This is a genomic window from Bradyrhizobium sp. BR 10261 (assembly GCF_019455395.1).
Classification (GTDB): Bacteria; Pseudomonadota; Alphaproteobacteria; order Rhizobiales; family Xanthobacteraceae; genus Bradyrhizobium; species Bradyrhizobium manausense.
Genome location: NZ_JACOFQ010000001.1, coordinates 271,458 through 287,745, shown reverse-complemented (window position 1 = coordinate 287,745; position 16,288 = coordinate 271,458). Strand labels below are relative to the sequence as shown.

Annotated in this window: 13 protein-coding genes; 4 read left to right on the top strand and 9 right to left on the bottom strand. The window is 63.6% G+C overall.

What is annotated here, in order from left to right; genetic code table 11:
- Positions 1-87 precede the first annotated feature (87 nt).
- The 7 genes from HYH07_RS01360 to HYH07_RS01330 all read right to left on the bottom strand — a co-directional run bounded on the left by HYH07_RS01360 (position 88) and on the right by HYH07_RS01330 (position 9,360).
- Positions 88-2,793: a nitrate reductase gene (locus tag HYH07_RS01360; RefSeq protein WP_220000750.1), complete on the bottom strand. Its 2,706-nt coding sequence runs from the start codon at positions 2,791-2,793 to the stop codon at positions 88-90.
- A 1-nt stretch (position 2,794) separates the two neighbouring features.
- Positions 2,795-4,012 carry an FAD-dependent oxidoreductase gene (locus HYH07_RS01355; RefSeq protein ID WP_220000749.1) on the bottom strand — a complete coding sequence of 406 codons (1,218 nt, stop codon included), beginning with the start codon at positions 4,010-4,012 and terminating at the stop codon, positions 2,795-2,797.
- A gap of 10 nt (positions 4,013-4,022) precedes the next feature.
- On the bottom strand, positions 4,023-4,451 hold the full coding sequence (locus HYH07_RS01350) for a globin family protein (RefSeq protein ID WP_057753819.1): 429 nt from the start codon (positions 4,449-4,451) through the stop codon (positions 4,023-4,025).
- Between the two features lie 122 nt (positions 4,452-4,573).
- A complete protein-coding gene (locus HYH07_RS01345; protein ID WP_220000748.1) occupies positions 4,574-5,953 on the bottom strand; it encodes an MFS transporter in 1,380 nt (459 codons plus the stop codon).
- A gap of 324 nt (positions 5,954-6,277) precedes the next feature.
- On the bottom strand, positions 6,278-7,072 hold the full coding sequence (locus HYH07_RS01340) for an ABC transporter ATP-binding protein (RefSeq protein WP_220000747.1): 795 nt from the start codon (positions 7,070-7,072) through the stop codon (positions 6,278-6,280).
- Positions 7,073-7,085: 13 nt separating this feature from the next.
- Positions 7,086-7,982: a nitrate ABC transporter permease gene (gene ntrB / locus HYH07_RS01335; protein WP_220000746.1), complete on the bottom strand. Its 897-nt coding sequence runs from the start codon at positions 7,980-7,982 to the stop codon at positions 7,086-7,088.
- A gap of 61 nt (positions 7,983-8,043) precedes the next feature.
- The gene (locus HYH07_RS01330) at positions 8,044-9,360 is read right to left on the bottom strand and encodes a CmpA/NrtA family ABC transporter substrate-binding protein (protein ID WP_220000745.1); all 1,317 of its coding nucleotides are present in this window, start codon (positions 9,358-9,360) and stop codon (positions 8,044-8,046) included.
- A gap of 680 nt (positions 9,361-10,040) precedes the next feature.
- Between HYH07_RS01330 and HYH07_RS01325 the strand changes: the two genes are divergently transcribed.
- Both HYH07_RS01325 and HYH07_RS01320 read left to right on the top strand, forming a co-directional pair.
- Positions 10,041-10,880 (top strand): formate/nitrite transporter family protein, encoded by an 840-nt coding sequence (locus HYH07_RS01325; protein WP_220000744.1) that lies wholly within the window; start codon positions 10,041-10,043, stop codon positions 10,878-10,880.
- An 85-nt stretch (positions 10,881-10,965) separates the two neighbouring features.
- Entirely contained in the window at positions 10,966-12,699 is a 1,734-nt protein-coding gene (locus tag HYH07_RS01320; protein ID WP_220000743.1) for a bifunctional protein-serine/threonine kinase/phosphatase, read from the top strand.
- A gap of 12 nt (positions 12,700-12,711) precedes the next feature.
- Here HYH07_RS01320 and HYH07_RS01315 read toward each other — a convergent pair whose 3' ends face one another.
- Positions 12,712-13,629, bottom strand: coding sequence for an intradiol ring-cleavage dioxygenase (locus tag HYH07_RS01315; RefSeq protein ID WP_220000742.1), 918 nt, complete (start codon positions 13,627-13,629; stop codon positions 12,712-12,714).
- A 159-nt stretch (positions 13,630-13,788) separates the two neighbouring features.
- On the opposite strand from HYH07_RS01315, the gene HYH07_RS01310 reads away from it, so the two are divergent.
- A complete protein-coding gene (locus HYH07_RS01310; RefSeq protein WP_220000741.1) occupies positions 13,789-15,063 on the top strand; it encodes a serine hydrolase in 1,275 nt (424 codons plus the stop codon).
- Between the two features lie 249 nt (positions 15,064-15,312).
- Here HYH07_RS01310 and HYH07_RS01305 read toward each other — a convergent pair whose 3' ends face one another.
- A complete protein-coding gene (locus HYH07_RS01305) occupies positions 15,313-15,546 on the bottom strand; it encodes a hypothetical protein (protein WP_220000740.1) in 234 nt (77 codons plus the stop codon).
- 134 nt (positions 15,547-15,680) lie between these two features.
- On the opposite strand from HYH07_RS01305, the gene HYH07_RS01300 reads away from it, so the two are divergent.
- Complete coding sequence (locus HYH07_RS01300; RefSeq protein WP_220000739.1) at positions 15,681-16,025, top strand: DUF1236 domain-containing protein; 345 nt, start codon at positions 15,681-15,683, stop codon at positions 16,023-16,025.
- Positions 16,026-16,288 lie beyond the last annotated feature (263 nt).

Sequence of the window (16,288 nt, the reverse complement as noted above, 5' to 3'; positions counted from 1 at the left end):
TGAATCACTGACGTCTCGGCGTACTGGATCGCCCGGTCAAGCCGGGCGATGACGGCGGAGTATGCGGAGCCAGCCGAGAACGATGCCCTACCCCGCCGCGCCCGCGACCTTCGCGTGCTTCGCGGGCACAACCTCCGTCGTCGCGATCAGACGCTTCAACTCGGGAATGCAGGAGCCGCAATTGGTGCCTGCCTTGAGCTTTACGCCGATCTCGGCGGGGGTGCGCGCTCCGCCGGCGATCGCATCGCAGATGGTGCCGCGGCCGACGCCGAAGCAGGCGCAGACGACAGGGCCGGTCGAGACGGCGCCTTCGCTGGACTTACCGGACAAGAGCATGCGGCGTTGGCCGTCGGTGACGCGGTCGGCCGCAAACACGCTTTTCACCACCTCCCAGTCGCCGGCATCATGCGCGGGGCCGACGAACAGGCAGGTCTCGATCCGGTCGCCCGAAAACGAAGCGGCGCGGAAAACGCCGCCCCCGAAATCGCGGTACTCGGCCACGTCCTCACCGGCAACGCTCTCGAGCCAGGCCGGCCAGCGCGACAGGTCAGCATTGTCGGCGAAGAGATAGCCGAAGCCGCCGCTGACCGTGACGCGGGTCCAGAACAGGTTTGGCGGCAGAGCGAGCTGCTTGCGCGACAGCGCAAAACCGCGGAAGACGTATTCGTAGGGCGCGATCGCAGCCGGCGTCGCTTTCGATTCCGGCTGGCCCGAGAACGGATCGGTGAACGAGTGCACCAGCGCGCCGACGCGGCCATGCGAGGCGTTCATCGCGCTCCAATGGATCGGTGCGAACAGCGTGCCGCGCTGCTGCCGGTCGCTGACGACGACCTTCAAAATGCACTGGCCGTAATCGGTGGTGATGCGGGCATAGCCGTCGTGAGCAATGCCGTATTTGCTGGCATCATCAGGATGGATCTCGACGAAGGGTTCGGGCAGATGCGCGCCCAGCCGCTGGCTGAGACCTGTGCGCGTCATGGTGTGCCACTGGTCGCGGATGCGTCCGGTGTTGAGCCTCAGGGGACGCGACGGGCCGGTTTCGGCCCGCAGCGAAGGCACTTCCGGGGCGACGAAGCGACCCTTGCCGTCATTGGTGAAGAAGCCACCTTCCGCGAAGAATCGTTCGCCAGCTGCACCACCTTCGCGGGCCGGCCATTGCACCGGCGTCAAGGCATCGAAGGCCTCGTCGGACAGCGCGCTCAGCGCGCCGATGTCGAAATCGCGGCTGCCATTGTTCTCGAACGCCGAGAGCGCGGCATGCTCGCGGAAAATATCGGCGGCCGATTTGTAATTGAAACTGTCGCCGAAGCCGAGACGTTTGGCGGTCTCGCTCAGAATCCACCAGTCCGGCCGTGCCTCGCCCGGCGGCGGCAGGAACGAACGCTGGCGCGAGATGCGGCGCTCGGAATTGGTCACCGTGCCCGACTTCTCGCCCCAGGCCAGCGCCGGCAGCAGGACGTGCGGGCCGGCTTCGACCGTATCGTTGCCGAGCACGTTCTCGGACACCACGAACAGCTCCAGCTTCTTCAGCGCCTCGCGCACGACGTCCGCGTCGGGCAGCGAGACCGCCGGATTGGTGCCCATCACCCACAGCGCCTTGACCTCGCCCCGGTTGATCGCCTCGAACAATTGCACCGCCTTCAGCCCTTCATGGGTGGCGATGCGCGGCGCCTTCCAGAACCGCCTGACCCGATCGATGTCGGGCGGCGTGAAGCCCATGTGCGCGGCGAGCATATTGGCGAGGCCGCCGACCTCGCGGCCGCCCATCGCATTGGGCTGGCCGGTGAGCGAGAACGGCGAGGCGCCCGGCTTGCCGATGCGCCCCGTGGCGAGATGGCAATTCAGGATCGCATTGACCTTGTCGGTGCCCTGCGCCGACTGGTTGACGCCCTGCGAGTAGAGGGTGACGACGCGCGTCGTGTCACGGAACATCCGGAAGAAGGCGGCGACGTCCTGCTCGGAGAGCCCGGTCGCAAGCGCAGTCGCGGTGATGCTTCCTGCGATGTTACGCGCACGCGCCAGCGCATCCTCGAAGCCAGAGGTATTGTTCGCGATGTAATTCTGATCGAGCGCACCATTGTCGGCGAGATGCACGAACAGGCCGGAGAACAGCGCGGTGTCGGTACCGGGCCTGAGGCCGAGGAACAGATCGACGTCGCCAGCGGTGTCGGTGCGGCGCGGATCGATCACGATCATGCGTGCGCCGCGCTCTGCGCGGTTGTTCAGCATGCGCTGGAACAGCACCGGATGGCACCAGGCCGCGTTCGAGCCGACGAAAATCAGGAGATCGGCCTGGTCGAGATCCTCATAGCAGCCCGGCACGGTATCGGCGCCGAAGGCGCGGCGGTGGCCGGCGACCGAGGACGACATGCAGAGCCGGGAATTGGTGTCGACATTGGCGGTGCCGACAAAGCCCTTCATCAGCTTGTTGGCGACGTAATAGTCCTCGGTGAGAAGCTGGCCCGAAAGATAGAAGGCGACCGCATCGGCGCCATCGCGCGCGACAATGTGCTTCATGCGATGCGCGACATGGTCGAGCGCGTCACTCCAGGCCACGCGCTCCATCACGCCCTTGCAGCGGATCATCGGATAGAGCAGCCGGCCCTCCAGCCCGACGGTCTCACCGAGCGCAGAGCCCTTCGAGCACAGCCGGCCGAAATTGGCGGGATGGTCGGGGTCGCCCGCGATCGCTGCGCCGCCCGCGCCATCGGGCGTTGCGAGCACGCCGCAGCCGACGCCGCAATAGGGACAGGTGGTCTTGGTGGTGCGGAGCGTGGGATCGATCGCCGTCATATCAGGCAGCCTTGGAAGGAACGGCGAGGACGCGGCCGAACATCATGTCGGCCCGGATGGCGGCAATCTTCTCGCGGGTGCGGATCAGCTCGAGATACCAGAGCGCGTCGGCGGTATCGCCGACCAGCACGGCGCCGGTGAGGCACCCGTCTGAAATCACGAGCTTCTTGTAGGTGCCGCGTCGGCTGTCCGACAGGACGAGGCTCTCGCTGCCCTCACCGCCCATGAAGTCGCCGGCCGAGAACACGCTGACGCCCGATACTTTCAGATTGGTCGAGACCACGCTGCCCTGGTAGGCGGCGGGGCGGCCCCCGAGATGCCGGGCCAGCACCCGCGCCTGCTCATAGGCCGGCTCGACCAGGCCATAGCAGGTGCCGCGATGCTCGGCGCATTCACCGAGCGCGTAGATGCCGGGAGACGCCGTCTGCATCACGTCATTGACGACGATGCCGCGGTTGACCGCAATGCCAGCGTCCTTGGCGAGCGCGATGTTGGGCCTGATGCCGGCGGCGAAGATCACGGCGTCCGCCTCGATCCGGCTGCCGTCGGCCAGCTCCACGGCCTCGACATGGCGCTCGCCGTGGATGCGGGCGGTTGAGGCGTTGAGCAGGATGCGGATGCCCTTGCGTTCCACGAGCGTCTTGAGCAGATCGGCGGCCGGCCCGTCGAGCTGGCGCTCCATCAGCCGGTCCATCAGATGCAGCAGGGTCACGGGCGCACCGGCCTTGGCAAGGCCATAGGCCGCTTCAAGGCCGAGCAGGCCGCCACCGACCACGACGACGCGCTTCCTCGCAGCGGCCAGCGTCAATAGCAGGTCGACGTCGCGGGTGTCGCGAAAGGTATGCACGCCGGCAAGATCGGCGCCCGGTACGTTGAGCCGCAGCGGCGTCGACCCCGTTGCGAGCACGAGCCTGGAATATTCCACGCTCTCTTCGCCTGATATCTTGAGCTCGCGGCGGCCGGTGTCGATCTCAGTGACGCGATAGCCGCAGCGTACGGTGATGCCGCGATCACGCCACCACTCCGCTGGTCGGAGCTCGATCTCGTGCGAGCCGGTCTCGCCGGCCAGCACGGATGAGAGCAGCACCCTGTTGTAAGCGAGCCGCGGCTCTTCGCCGATCACAGCGACCGCATAGCGGCCGAGCGCGGTCTTGGCGAGCTCGTCGACCAGACGCGCGGCTGCCATACCGTTACCGACGATGACAAGCGGTTCACTCACAAGGCATCTCCTATTCGGCGGCCTGCGCCGGTGAGCCGTAGGCCTCGGAAATCATGTAACCGGACAGCACGCCGTAGGCGTCGGTCCAGGCGGTTGCGAGCTCGGGCGTCCAGGCCTCGCCGAGGCCCTTCTCCAGGGTCCACAGCAAGGTCGCGCCGACCACGGGATAGTGCTCGGCCTTGGCGCCATAGGCGACGTGGCGCTTGGCGAGCGCCGAGGCCGCGGGAAGAATCGTCTCGAGATTCGACAGGCCGCCGACGACGGCGGCGAGCATGGCCATCAGCTTCTTGCGCTGCTCGGTCATGTCTTCGGGAAACATCGCGCGCACGGAGGGAGCGACCTCGAACAAGCGGTCGTAGAACAGCTGCGAAGCAGCTTCGGAAATCGGTGCGACCTTGGCGAAGCTTTGCTGGATGAGGGTAATCTGTTCGGGCGTCACAATGGTCTCCTGTCTGTTTCGGTCTGCTTTTGTCCGCGCCATTGCGGAAAAAGTTCATGGATCAAACGTCATCAGAGAGTCTTCTCCCCGCGTACGGGGAGAAGCGTGTTTCATGCCGAAGATCACACACGCGCTTCCGCCAGGCTTGGCGCGCCTTCACTTTGCGAGCCGCGACGCAGGTAGAACCACCAGGTCAGAGCCAGGCAGGAAGCGTAGAAGACGAGGAAGATCGCGAGCGCGACCTGCGGACCGCCGGTCGCTGCGATCGACTTGCCGAAGCTGCTCGGGATCAGATAGCCGCCGACGGCACCGACCGCGCCGATGAAGCCGACAGCGGCCCCGCTCTCGATGCTCGCCGTCTTCAGCGCCATTGCGCGCGCCGCATCGCCCTTGCCGCGTACCTTGAACAGGTTTTCTTCGCGGAAGATCGACGGGATCATGCGATAGGTCGAGCCGTTGCCGATGCCTGTCGTCACGAACAGGATCAGGAACATCGTGAGGAAGCCGGTGAAGTCCTTCTGTCCGACGAAGTAAAGGACGCCGATCGTTGCCGCCGCCATCGCGATGAAATTCCAGAAGGTGATGATGGAGCCGCCGATCTTGTCGGCGAGCCAGCCGCCGAGCGGCCGCGCCAGCGAGCCGACCAGCGGCCCGAGGAACGCGATCGAGATCGTCACCGTCGGAAACTGCGTCTTGATCAGCAGCGGGAACGCGGCGGAGTAGCCGATGAAGGAGCCGAACGTCCCGATGTAGATGAAGGCCATGATCCAGGTGTGCTTGCGCTTGACGATCGCGAGCTGGTTCTTCACCGACGACTTGGCCGAGGTCAGGTTGTTCATGAAGAAGACCGCGCCGAACACCGCGATCGCGATCGGCAGCACCCACATCAGGCCGGCGTTCTGCAGATAGACACCGCCGACCGGCGTCGCCTGGAACATGTTGATGACGCCAAGGCTCATCAGGATCGGGGTCAGAAGCTGCACGCTGGAGACGCCGATATTGCCGCCGGCGGCATTGATGCCCAGCGCCGAGCCCTTCATCCTATCAGGGAAGAAGAACGAGATGTTGGTCATGCTGGAGGCGAAATTGCCGCCGCCGAGGCCCGCCGTCGACGCGATCAGCAGCATCAGCCAGAACGGCGTCTCGGGCTGGCTCACGAAGTAGGCGAGCGACAGCGTCGGAATGAACAGGATTGCCGCGCTGAAGATGGTCCAGTTGCGACCGCCGAAGGTCGTCACCGCAAAGGTGTAGGGGAAGCGCATCAACGCGCCGATCAGGCCGGGGACGGCCACGAGCTGGAACAGCTCATCGGTCGAATAGTGGAAGCCTGCCTGCGGCAGCTTGGTCGCGACGATGCTCCAGATCAGCCACACCGAGAAGCCGATATGCTCGGCCACGATCGACCAGATCAGGTTACGCCTTGCGATGGTCTTGCCGGTCGCATTCCAGAACGCCTCATCTTCGGGGCGCCAGTCAGAAATCCAAGTCGGATTCTTCGTCATTGCATATCCCTTCCAGGCTCACCGCTGCGTCGTTGCAGGCTCTGCCTCCGCATGGAGGCACGCTCCGAGGCGAAGCCCCGGTGGCGAGATCACGATGCTGATTGATGATGTTGAGGGACGGCGTCGTTGGCGTCGAACAAGGTAATTCAACTTCCGTGCCAACTGTCCACCATCAGAAAGCATAGGGAATTCAGCGGCTTATTCGAATTGCCCGAAATTTTTGCTAGCACTTTTCGCACGCAAATTTTGCGATTCGCCCAATCCCTGTGCGGCGCACAAGGATTGAGCTTGATGATTCAAAAACAGGCGCAGGGTTCCAGCACGTTAAGCGGCTTCGACGAAGCGATGACGCTCATAGAGGAATTCGAGCACGCGCTGACGGCACTTCAGATAGGTGGCGTTGGTCGCAAGCTCGAGCCGCTTGCGCGGCCGCGCCAGCGGCACCTCCAGCACCTCCCCGATGCGCGCGCTCGGTCCGTTCGTCATCATCACGATGCGGTCGGAGAGAAGCACGGCTTCGTCGACGTCGTGGGTGATCATCAGAATGGTGTTGCCGAGCTTCTGATGCAGCGCCATCACGGAGTCCTGCAAATGGGCGCGCGTCAGCGCGTCGAGCGCGCCAAAGGGCTCATCCAGCAACAGCACCTTCGGCTCCATGGCGAGCGCCCGGGCAATGCCGACGCGCTGCTTCATGCCGCCGGAGATTTCGGCAGGCCGCTTGTCCCTCGCATGGGCCATCTGCACCAGGTTGAGATTGTGCATCACCCAGGCGTCGCGCTCGGCCTTCGACTTGGTCCTGGCAAAGACCTTGTCGACGCCGATCTTGACGTTCTCGTACACGGTGAGCCAGGGCAGCAGGCTGTGGTTCTGAAACACCACGGCGCGATCAGGCCCGGGCGCGTTGACCTCGCGGTTCTCCAGCAGCACGCCGCCGGTGGTGGCGTTGGTGAGCCCGGCGATGATGTTGAGCAGGGTCGACTTGCCGCAGCCGGAATGGCCGATGATCGAGACGTATTCGCCCTTCTCGATCGTGAGGTTGATGTCCTTCAACACCTCGGTCGTCGCGGCGCCGCGGGTGAAGGTCTTGTCGATGTGGTCGAGCTTCAGATAGGCGGTCATGTGCTCTTCTCCCTCAGCTTTGCGCGGTACCGCGGGTGACGATCTTGCCGAGGCCCGCAATCAGGCGGTCGAGCACGAAGCCGACGATGCCGACATAGAACAGTGCCAGGATGATCTCGCTGATATGCGAGGAGTTCCAGGCGTCCCAGATGAAGAAGCCGATGCCGACACCGCCGATCAGCATTTCGGCGGCGATGATGGCAAGCCAGGACAGGCCGATGCCGATACGAAGCCCCGTGAAGATGTAAGGCGCCGCCGCCGGGATCATGATCTTGGCGAAGAACTCGAGCGGATTGAGCTGCACCACCGCAGCGACGTTGCGATAGTCCTGCGGGATGTTGCGGACACCGACCGCGGTGTTGATGATGATCGGCCAGATCGAGGTGATGAAGATGACGAAGATCGCGCTAGGCTGGCCGTCGCGGAACGCGGCGAGCGAGAGCGGCAGCCAGGCCAGCGGCGGAATCGTGCGCAGCACCTGGAACAGCGGATCAAGCCCGCGCATCGCCCAGACCGACTGCCCGACCAGGACGCCGAGCGCGATGCCGGCGATCGCCGAGAGCGAATAGCCGAAGGCCACGCGCTGGAGGCTGGCGGAGAGGTGCCAGAACAGGCCCTTGTCGATGCCGCCATGATCGAAAAACGGATCGAAGATCAGCTCCCTGGTGTCCTTGAACACCTTTGACGGCGGCGGCAGCGCCGAGCCGGTGCGGCGGCAGACCAGCTCCCACACCAGCGTCAGCAACGCGATCACGACCAGCGGCGGGATGACGCGCACAGCAGTCTCCCGCACCACGCGTGCGTATGTTTCGCTGCGCGGCGGGCGCTTTGGCGTCATCGCGACAACTGGCGTCGCAGCGCGCGCAGGCGCTGCAGTCTCAACCTCAATCTTCGTCGCAGGCATGTTCATCGCAATTTCTCTTCGGCTTCGTCAAGACGATGCGGCCGCCCGAAGGCGGCCGCAGGCTGCATCAGACTTCGACGCGCTTGATGGCGAGCGACTTCAGGTAGGCTGCCGGATTTTCGGGATCGAACACCTTGCCGTCGAAGAAGGTCTCCTTGCCGCGCGAGGTCGACGCCGGAATGTCGGAGGCGGCGACGCCGAGCGTCTTGGCGGCATCCTTCCAGAGGTCCTCGCGGTTGACCTTGGCGATCAACGCCTTGGTGTCGAAGCCAGGCTCATACTTGCCCCAGCGGATGTCCTCGGTGAGGAACCAGAGATCGTGGCTCTGGAACGGATAGGACGCCTGGTCCTTCCAGAAGCGCATCTGCTGCGGCGAGTTCTCGACGACACGGCCGGTGCCGTAGTCGAACTTGCCCTTCATCCGATCGGTGACGTCCTCGACCGGGCAGTTGATCCATTGGCGCTTGGCGCAGATGACGGCGGCCTCTTCGCGGTTCTCGGCCTTCTCGGCCCATTGCTGGGCTTCCATCACCGCCATCAGCAGCGCCTTTGCCGCCTTCGGATATTTGTCGACCCAGGCGGCGCGCATGCCGAAGGATTTTTCCGGATGCTTGTCCCAGAGCTCGCCGGTGGTGATCGCGGTGTAGCCGATCTCCTGATGGATGAGCTGGAGATTCCAGGGCTCGCAGACGCAGAAGCAATCCATGGTACCAACCTTCATGTTGGCGACCATCTGCGGCGGCGGCACCACGATGGTTTCGATGTCCTTGTCGGGATCGATGCCGCCGGCGGCGAGCCAGTAGCGAATCCACAGATCATGCGTGCCGCCGGGGAAGGTCATCGCCGCCTTCACTGCCTTGCCGCCGGCCTTCTTCTTCTCCAGCGCCGCCTTGAAGGGCGCGGTGTCGATGCCGACCTTGATGTCGGCATATTCCTTGGCGACCGAGATGCACTGACCGTTCAGGTTCAGCCGCGCCAGGATGTACATCGGCGTCGGCTGGTTGTTCTGCGTCACCTTGCCGGCCGAGATCAGATACGGCATCGGGGTCAGGATATGCGCGCCGTCGATGCCGTTGCCTTCGGAGCCGAGCACGAGATTGTCGCGCGTGGTGCCCCAGGACGCCTGCTTCTGCACCTCGACATCGGGCATGCCGTATTTGGCGAAGATGCCCTTCTCCTTGGCGACAAACAGCGGGGTCGCGTCGGTCAGCGCGATGAAGCCGAGCTTGGCGCCCTTGACCTCGGGGCCGGCCTCCTGCGCGAAGGCGCCGGCGGGGAAATTCAGCTTGGCGGCGGCGAGAAGGGCTGCGGTCGAGCCGGTGGCTTTCAACAATTGACGGCGGCTGAGGCCATTGTCAGAGGGCCGGCGAATGCGCTTGGTCATGTCTGGTGTCGTCCTTTGCGTCGTTGCGAATGATTGCGTCAGTGCGCACGAGCAGCCCGTCCGTCCCGTCACGCCGGAAAAGGCGCGTGCGAACGCACGACGGGGGATTCCCCCCGTTCGGATGGCGTCGGCAATTCGGATGAGAAGTCTCGCGGGACGGCTTCAATGGCGTCAGCTTGAACGATTCAAGCTTCATGCCAAGCGCAGCAATGCAGAAATATCTTTGGGATCAATTGGATAAGAGAGGTGTGCCAGCCTGCCGCAGCCCTGTTCCGCACGCAACTTTTGCGTCCTGCTCAACATTTGTGCGACGCACAAGACTTGAGCATCTCGCCACGCAAGAAGGCAGGCAGCTCGCAGAGAGGCCGGTCGATGCCACCGCAACGTATTGATGTGAAATACCTTTTTGTCCACGCCAACCCGGCACGAGACTTGCTTCATAAGAGGATGTCAACGAAGACTGCGGCTTGCCGCATTGTTGCGGCCTCCGGCGGCCGTAACCCGGAAGCTCAACTGCTTCGCGGCCCTCCTCGGCTCGGTCGTCGTGACGCGATTCCCAAGGCTTCCAAACCACCCTTCGCCCTCGTGCACGGCTGAGCCGTTCGCACGGCCAATGACGTTCAGCGACGCTCTCATCTCGAGGGGCGCTCGATCTCACTTAGGAAGCAAAAGGAATCGTAATGTCGTATCTCGCGCCTTCGGAATTCGTCACCAAGATGGTGGACGCTGGGGAATCCAAGATTTTCATGTCCACCCGGGATACGGTCATCCGCGCCTATATGGCGGGCGCCATCCTGGCACTCGCGGCCTGGTTCGCCGTCACGATCAACGTCAACACCGGCCAGCCGCTCGTCGGCGCACTTCTGTTTCCGGTCGGCTTCTCCATGCTCTATCTCCTGGGCTTCGACCTTCTGACCGGCGTGTTCGTCCTTTCTCCGCTCGCGCTGATCGACAAGCGGCCGGGCGTCACGGTCGGCGGCGTCCTGCGCAACTGGGGTCTCGTCTTCGTCGGCAATTTCGCCGGGGCGCTGACCGTGGCCTTCATGATGGCGTTCGTGACGACCTTCGGCTTCACCCAGGAGCCCGACAAGGTCGGCATGACGATCGGCAATATCGGTGAGGGCCGCACCCTCGGCTACGCCGCCCATGGCGCTGCCGGCATGGCGACGCTGTTCATCCGCGGCATGCTCTGCAACTGGATGGTCTCGACCGGCGTCGTCGGGGCGATGATCTCGACCACCGTCCCGGGCAAGGTCATCGCGATGTGGATGCCGATCCTGGTGTTCTTCTACATGGTGTTCGAGCACTCCGTGGTGAACATGTTCCTGTTCCCGTCGGGGCTGATGCTGCACGCCAAGTTCTCGATCATGGACTATTTCATCTGGAACGAGATCCCGACCGTGCTGGGCAATCTCGTCGGCGGCCTCGCCTTCACCGGCCTGACCTTGTACGCCACGCATGTGCTGACCAAGCCGAAGCGTGCGGTCACGACGAAGAGCCAGCCGCGCGCAGCGGCCTGAGCCATCGCTATTCAAACGAGGGAGCGTTGTCGAAGAAGGGAGCTTTGCCTGCTAGGGTGAGGCTCCCTTTGCATTGGTGGCGAGGATGAGCCGGGGCTTGCAGATTTCGATCGGGCAGCACTCCGACAAGGGGCGCAAGCCGGTCAACCAGGACTTTCACGGCGCGCTGATCCCGACCGAGCCGCTGCTGAGCCTGAAGGGCATCGCAGTCGTGCTAGCGGACGGCATCTCGAGCAGCGCCGTGAGCCAGGTCGCGAGCGCGTCGGCGGTCAAGAGCTTCCTGACCGATTATTACTGCACCTCCGAATCCTGGACGGTGAAGCATTCGGCGCGGCGCGTTCTGGAGGCGACCAACTCCTGGCTGCACGCGGAAACCCGGCGCAGCCAATATGCTTACGAGCGCGACAAGGGCTACGTCTGCACCTTCACGGCCCTGGTCCTCAAATCGACCACAGCCCACATCTTTCACGTCGGCGATTGCCGGATCTATCGCGTCGCCGACAAGGCCCTCGAGCAGCTCACCGACGATCACCGGATCATCGTCTCGTCCGAGCAGACCTATCTCGGCCGCGCGCTCGGGATCAATCCGCAGATCGAAATCGATTACCAGGCGCTGCAGATCGAGCCGGGCGACATCTTCCTGCTGGCAACGGACGGCGCCTACGAATTCGTCGATCATCGCTTCGTCACGGGCACACTTGCAGCCTGCGCCGCCGATCTCGACGCGGCCGCGCAAATCATCGTCGAGGAGGCCTACCGGCGCGGCAGCGACGACAACATCACCGTGCAGATCCTGCGCATCGACGAGGTGCCGCAGACGGGCTCGGCCGATATTTTCGGTGGAGCGGCCGAACTGCCGCTGCCGCCCCTGCTGGAGCCGCGCGCCGTGTTCGACGGCTATCGCATCGTTCGCGAAGTGCATGCCTCCAGCCGCAGCCACATCTACCTCGCCGTCGACACCGAGACCGAGGAGATGGTCGCGCTGAAGATTCCGTCGATCGATCTGCGCGACGATCCCGTCTATCTGAAGCGTTTCCTGATGGAGGAGTGGATCGCGCGCCGGATCGACAGCCCTCACGTCCTCAAGCCTCGCTCGCGATCCAGGCGGCGCAACTATCTCTACGTCGCCACCGAGTTCATCGAGGGGCAGACGCTGAGGCAATGGATGCTGGACAATCCGCGCCCCGACCTCGAGGCCGTGCGCCGCATCGTCGATCAGGTTGCGGCGGGCTTGCGCGCCTTCCACCGCATGGAGATGCTGCATCAGGATTTGAGGCCCGACAACATCCTGATCGACAAGACCGGGACGGCGAAGATCATCGACTTCGGAGCGGTCAAGGTTGCCGGCGTCGTCGAAGCAGCCCCCAATCCGGCTGATGCCGAGATCCTCGGCACGGTCCAGTACACGGCCCCGGAATATTTTCTCGGCGAAGGCGGCTCGCCGCGGTCGGACATGTTTTCCCTCGCGAGCATCTGCTACCAGATGCTGACCGGGACCCTGCCCTATGGCGCCCAGCTCGCCCGCATCAGAGGAAGATCGGATGCATGGAAGCTCAGGTATCGTCCGGCCAGCCACGATGAGCGCGCAGTCCCCGTCTGGATCGACGGCGCGTTGCGGAAAGCACTGCATCCCGATCCCAACAAGCGCCACGAGGACCTGTTCGAATTCACCTACGAGCTGCGGAATCCGAACCCGGTCTATCTCAGCACGCGGACCACGCCTTTGCTGGAGCGCAATCCGCTGCTGTTCTGGAAGGTGACGTCAGTGACGCTGGCCTGCGCCGTCGTGGTCCTGCTCGCGCTGCTCCACGCGCGCTAGCGCAATGATCGCTTAGGCCGGTTCGGCCGCCTTCGTCCCCAGCGGTTTGGGCGCGATGCCACCGCCCGGCTTGAGATGGAATTCGTAGCTCATCAGGTGCCACTTCCCGTTCGCCTTGCCGCCGTCGGGCATCTCGGGATCGTCGCGCGGCTCGACCTTGGCGATCAAATCGTCCTTCACCCCGAACACCACATCGGAATCGAGATATTTGTCGCCGTCCATGAAGACGTGGGTGATCAGCGGCTCGTAGCCTTTGGCATTGACCAGGAAGTGCACATGCGCGGGGCGCATCGGGTGGCGTCTGGTCTGCACGATCATCTCGCCCACCGGCCCGTCCGTCGGGATCGGATAGCTGCACGGCAAGATCGTGCGGAAGAAGAAGCGGCCGTCGGCATCGGTGATGAAGCGCGCCCGCGCCGAGGCGCCGACCTCGTCGTAGTTCGCCTTCTGGGAATCATAGAAGCCGTCATCGTCGGCGTGCCAGACGTCGACCGGGACGTTTGCGAGCGGTTTGCCGTGGAGATCGGTGACACGGCTCTGCACGAACATCCGCTCGCCCGTGAGATTGTTCGGCGAGATGTCGGTGCCGTGAGCGGTGACCTTGTGCTCGCCGACATAGAACGGGCCGAGCACGGTGGTCTGCGTTGCGCCGTCGCGATCGCGATGGTTGACCGCGTCGACCAGCATGGAGACGCCGAGCACGTCGGAGAGCAGGATGAACTCCTGGCGGGTGTCGGTGCATTTCTGGCCGGTGCGGGTGAGAAAATCGATGGCGTATTCCCACTCCTCGAAGGTGAGACCGGTCTTGCTCACGTAATCGTGCAGCGACTTCACCAATTCCTGGAGAAGGAATTTCGCACGCGGATTTGGCGTGTTGTCGAAGCTTTTGACGACGGCCTCGGTGAGCTCGGTCTCGTTGAACTGGGTCATGGTGCGTTGCCCTGGATCTTCTCGTTGGCCCGGCTGGGCTTTTGACGGCGTTCCGAAGCGGAGCCTACACCAACCCGGAGCCTCGCGTTAAGCGAGTCCCGCTTGGAATAGGGTCGTCATTTCGGCTATCAACGCCTGACAAACTGCCCGGAGGAACTGATGCTCGCCCCTACCCCCGCCTCGCCCGAATCCGTGGGCATGTCCAAGGCCGCGCTCGACCGCGTCGATGCCCATCTGAAGGCCAGGTACATCGATGCCGGCCGTTTCCCCGGTACACATCTCCTGGTCTACCGCCGCGGCAAGGTCGCCCACAGCTCCGTGCAAGGCTTTGCCGATATCGAGCGCAAGGCGCCGGTCAAGGACGACACCATTTACCGCATCTATTCCATGACCAAGCCGCTCACCAGCGTTGCCTTCATGATGCTGGTCGAGGAAGGCCTGGTCGCGATCGACGAGCCGGTCGCAAAGTACATTCCGGAATGGAAGAATCTCGGAGTCTTCGTCGCTGGCAGCTGGCCCAACTTCCTGACCCGGCCGCCGTCCCGGCCGATGCTGATCGTCGACCTGCTCCGGCATACGTCCGGTCTGACCTACGGCTTCCAGCAGCGCTCCAACGTCGATGCCGCCTATCGCGCCGAGAAGATCGGCGAGGTCGAGAAATCAGGCACGCTCCAGACCATGATCGAGAGCCTTGCAAAAATCCCGCTCGAGTTCTCGCCGGGCGAGTCCTGGAACTACTCCGTCTCTACCGACGTGATCGGCTATCTCATTGGCAAGATCTCAGGAATTCCCTTCGAGCAGTTCTTGAAGCAACGCATCCTCGATCCGCTGGGGATGACCGATACCGATTTCCATGTGCCGGCCTCGAAGGCGCATCGCTTCGCCGCCTGCTATTCCGCCGATCCCGGTGGCGGCATGACCTTCCATGCCGGCCAGCGCCGGCAGGGCCTGACGGTGCAAGACGACCCGACGACGAGCTCGTTCTTGTCTCCGCCCTCCTTCATCTCCGGCGGCGGCGGCCTATGCTCGACGATGGCGGACTATCTGACCTTCTGCCGGGCGCTGCTCAACGGCGGCGAGCTTGGTGGTGTCAGACTGATCGGGCCGAAGACGCTGGCGCTGATGACGACCAACCACATTCCGGGCGGACAGGCACTGCCGGATGTTTCGCGCTCGCTGTTCTCTGAGGCGACCTATAACGGCATCGGCTTCGGCCTCGGTTTTGCGGTGACGACGCGCCCAGCCGAGACCCTGATCGCGGGCAGCCCCGGCGAATACAATTGGGGCGGCGCGGCCACGACCTCGTTCTGGATCGATCCCGCCGAGGAACTGATCACGATCTTCATGACCCAGGTGCTGCCGTCGAGCGCCTATCCGATCCGGCGCGAACTGCGCAGCATGGTCTATGCCGCGATCACCGAGAGCAATCTCTGACATCTCGAACGTCTGATGGTCGTCATGCCCGGGCTTGTCCCGCCTGCGCGGCCGAAGCCGCTTCGGCGCGGCGAAGGCCCGGGCATCCACGTTCTTCGTTCGGCTTCGCCAAGGCGTAGATGGCCGGGACGAGCCCGGCCATGATGCTCGTTTTGAATCAGTGGAAATGGCCGATCAGATAGATGCCGCCGCCAATCACCAGCACGGCCGGCACGGCCCACAAAATCAAGACTGGCATGTGCTTCCTCCTCAGTTTGACGTGCAGACCTTGACGGTCTTCATGCTGCTCTCAGCCTCGGTGCGCGATTTGTAGATCGTGCCCGACGGGCTGACGACGGTCATGCTCGTGTCCGTCGGCTTCTTGTCGACGACCGTGCACTTCTTGGTCTTGACGTCCTGCACCACATAGAACTCGTCGGCCGCGAACGCCGGCAACGAAAATGCAGCGATCATCACTGCTGCGGTTGCGATCCTCAGCTTCATTCTCTCCTCCTCCAATCCGGGTGTTCCTCGCCCGGTCCAGTTGCAAACGGGAAAAACTAGCAATTTGTTCCTATCCGTCGGGAACGTCGTCGGCGGTGGGATGTTGGTGCGGCGCTTGTTATGAGGAGGACGATATGAAAAAGCTGTTCCTGCTTTCCGCGGCGGCGCTGATGATCTCGACCGGCGCGTTCGCACAATCCACCGTGGTGACCACGACCGGAACCGGTCATGCCGCGGCGGTCCAGATCGAACCGCAATACCGGACGCGGATCAAATCCTACGTCACCGAGCATCATCTGCGGCCGGTGACGACGAAGGAGAAGATCATCGTCGGCGCGAAGGTTCCAAGTGATGTCGAACTCGAGGCGGTTCCGGCCGATTGGGGTCCGTCGCTGACGCAATATCGCTACGTCTACTCCGGCGATCGCGTGATGCTGGTCGATCCTGGCACCCGCACGGTCGTGCAGGAAATCGACTAGGACGTAACCGGACGAGCGGCCGCCTTCCTGGGCGGCCGCCCTCTCGGAGCTGATCACATGACACCGCATCGAGAAGCCCGGATTGCCGGGCTCAGCCTGGCGGCCGTATACGCCATGTGCCTGCTGCTCACTGCCATCAGCATGAGCTGACGCATCGACCTCCGCGCCGTCAGCGACCGCGCTGCAAAAAGTCCCCTCGGCCTGCTCGCCCAATGCGAAAATCGTGGCGCCGCGGAATTCCTGCCCGTATGGTTCTCTGCAAA

Excerpts from the sequence above, each read along its gene's own strand:
- HYH07_RS01360 (WP_220000750.1), bottom strand. The coding sequence starts at position 2,793 with ATGACGGCGATCGATCCCACGCTCCGCACCACCAAGACCACCTGTCCC.
- HYH07_RS01345 (WP_220000748.1), bottom strand. The coding sequence starts at position 5,953 with ATGACGAAGAATCCGACTTGGATTTCTGACTGGCGCCCCGAAGATGAG.
- HYH07_RS01340 (WP_220000747.1), bottom strand. The coding sequence starts at position 7,072 with ATGACCGCCTATCTGAAGCTCGACCACATCGACAAGACCTTCACCCGC.
- ntrB (WP_220000746.1), bottom strand. The coding sequence starts at position 7,982 with ATGAACATGCCTGCGACGAAGATTGAGGTTGAGACTGCAGCGCCTGCG.
- HYH07_RS01330 (WP_220000745.1), bottom strand. The coding sequence starts at position 9,360 with ATGACCAAGCGCATTCGCCGGCCCTCTGACAATGGCCTCAGCCGCCGT.
- HYH07_RS01325 (WP_220000744.1), top strand. The coding sequence starts at position 10,041 with ATGTCGTATCTCGCGCCTTCGGAATTCGTCACCAAGATGGTGGACGCT.
- HYH07_RS01320 (WP_220000743.1), top strand. The coding sequence starts at position 10,966 with ATGAGCCGGGGCTTGCAGATTTCGATCGGGCAGCACTCCGACAAGGGG.
- HYH07_RS01315 (WP_220000742.1), bottom strand. The coding sequence starts at position 13,629 with ATGACCCAGTTCAACGAGACCGAGCTCACCGAGGCCGTCGTCAAAAGC.
- HYH07_RS01310 (WP_220000741.1), top strand. The coding sequence starts at position 13,789 with ATGCTCGCCCCTACCCCCGCCTCGCCCGAATCCGTGGGCATGTCCAAG.
- HYH07_RS01305 (WP_220000740.1), bottom strand. The coding sequence starts at position 15,546 with ATGAAGCTGAGGATCGCAACCGCAGCAGTGATGATCGCTGCATTTTCG.
- HYH07_RS01300 (WP_220000739.1), top strand. The coding sequence starts at position 15,681 with ATGAAAAAGCTGTTCCTGCTTTCCGCGGCGGCGCTGATGATCTCGACC.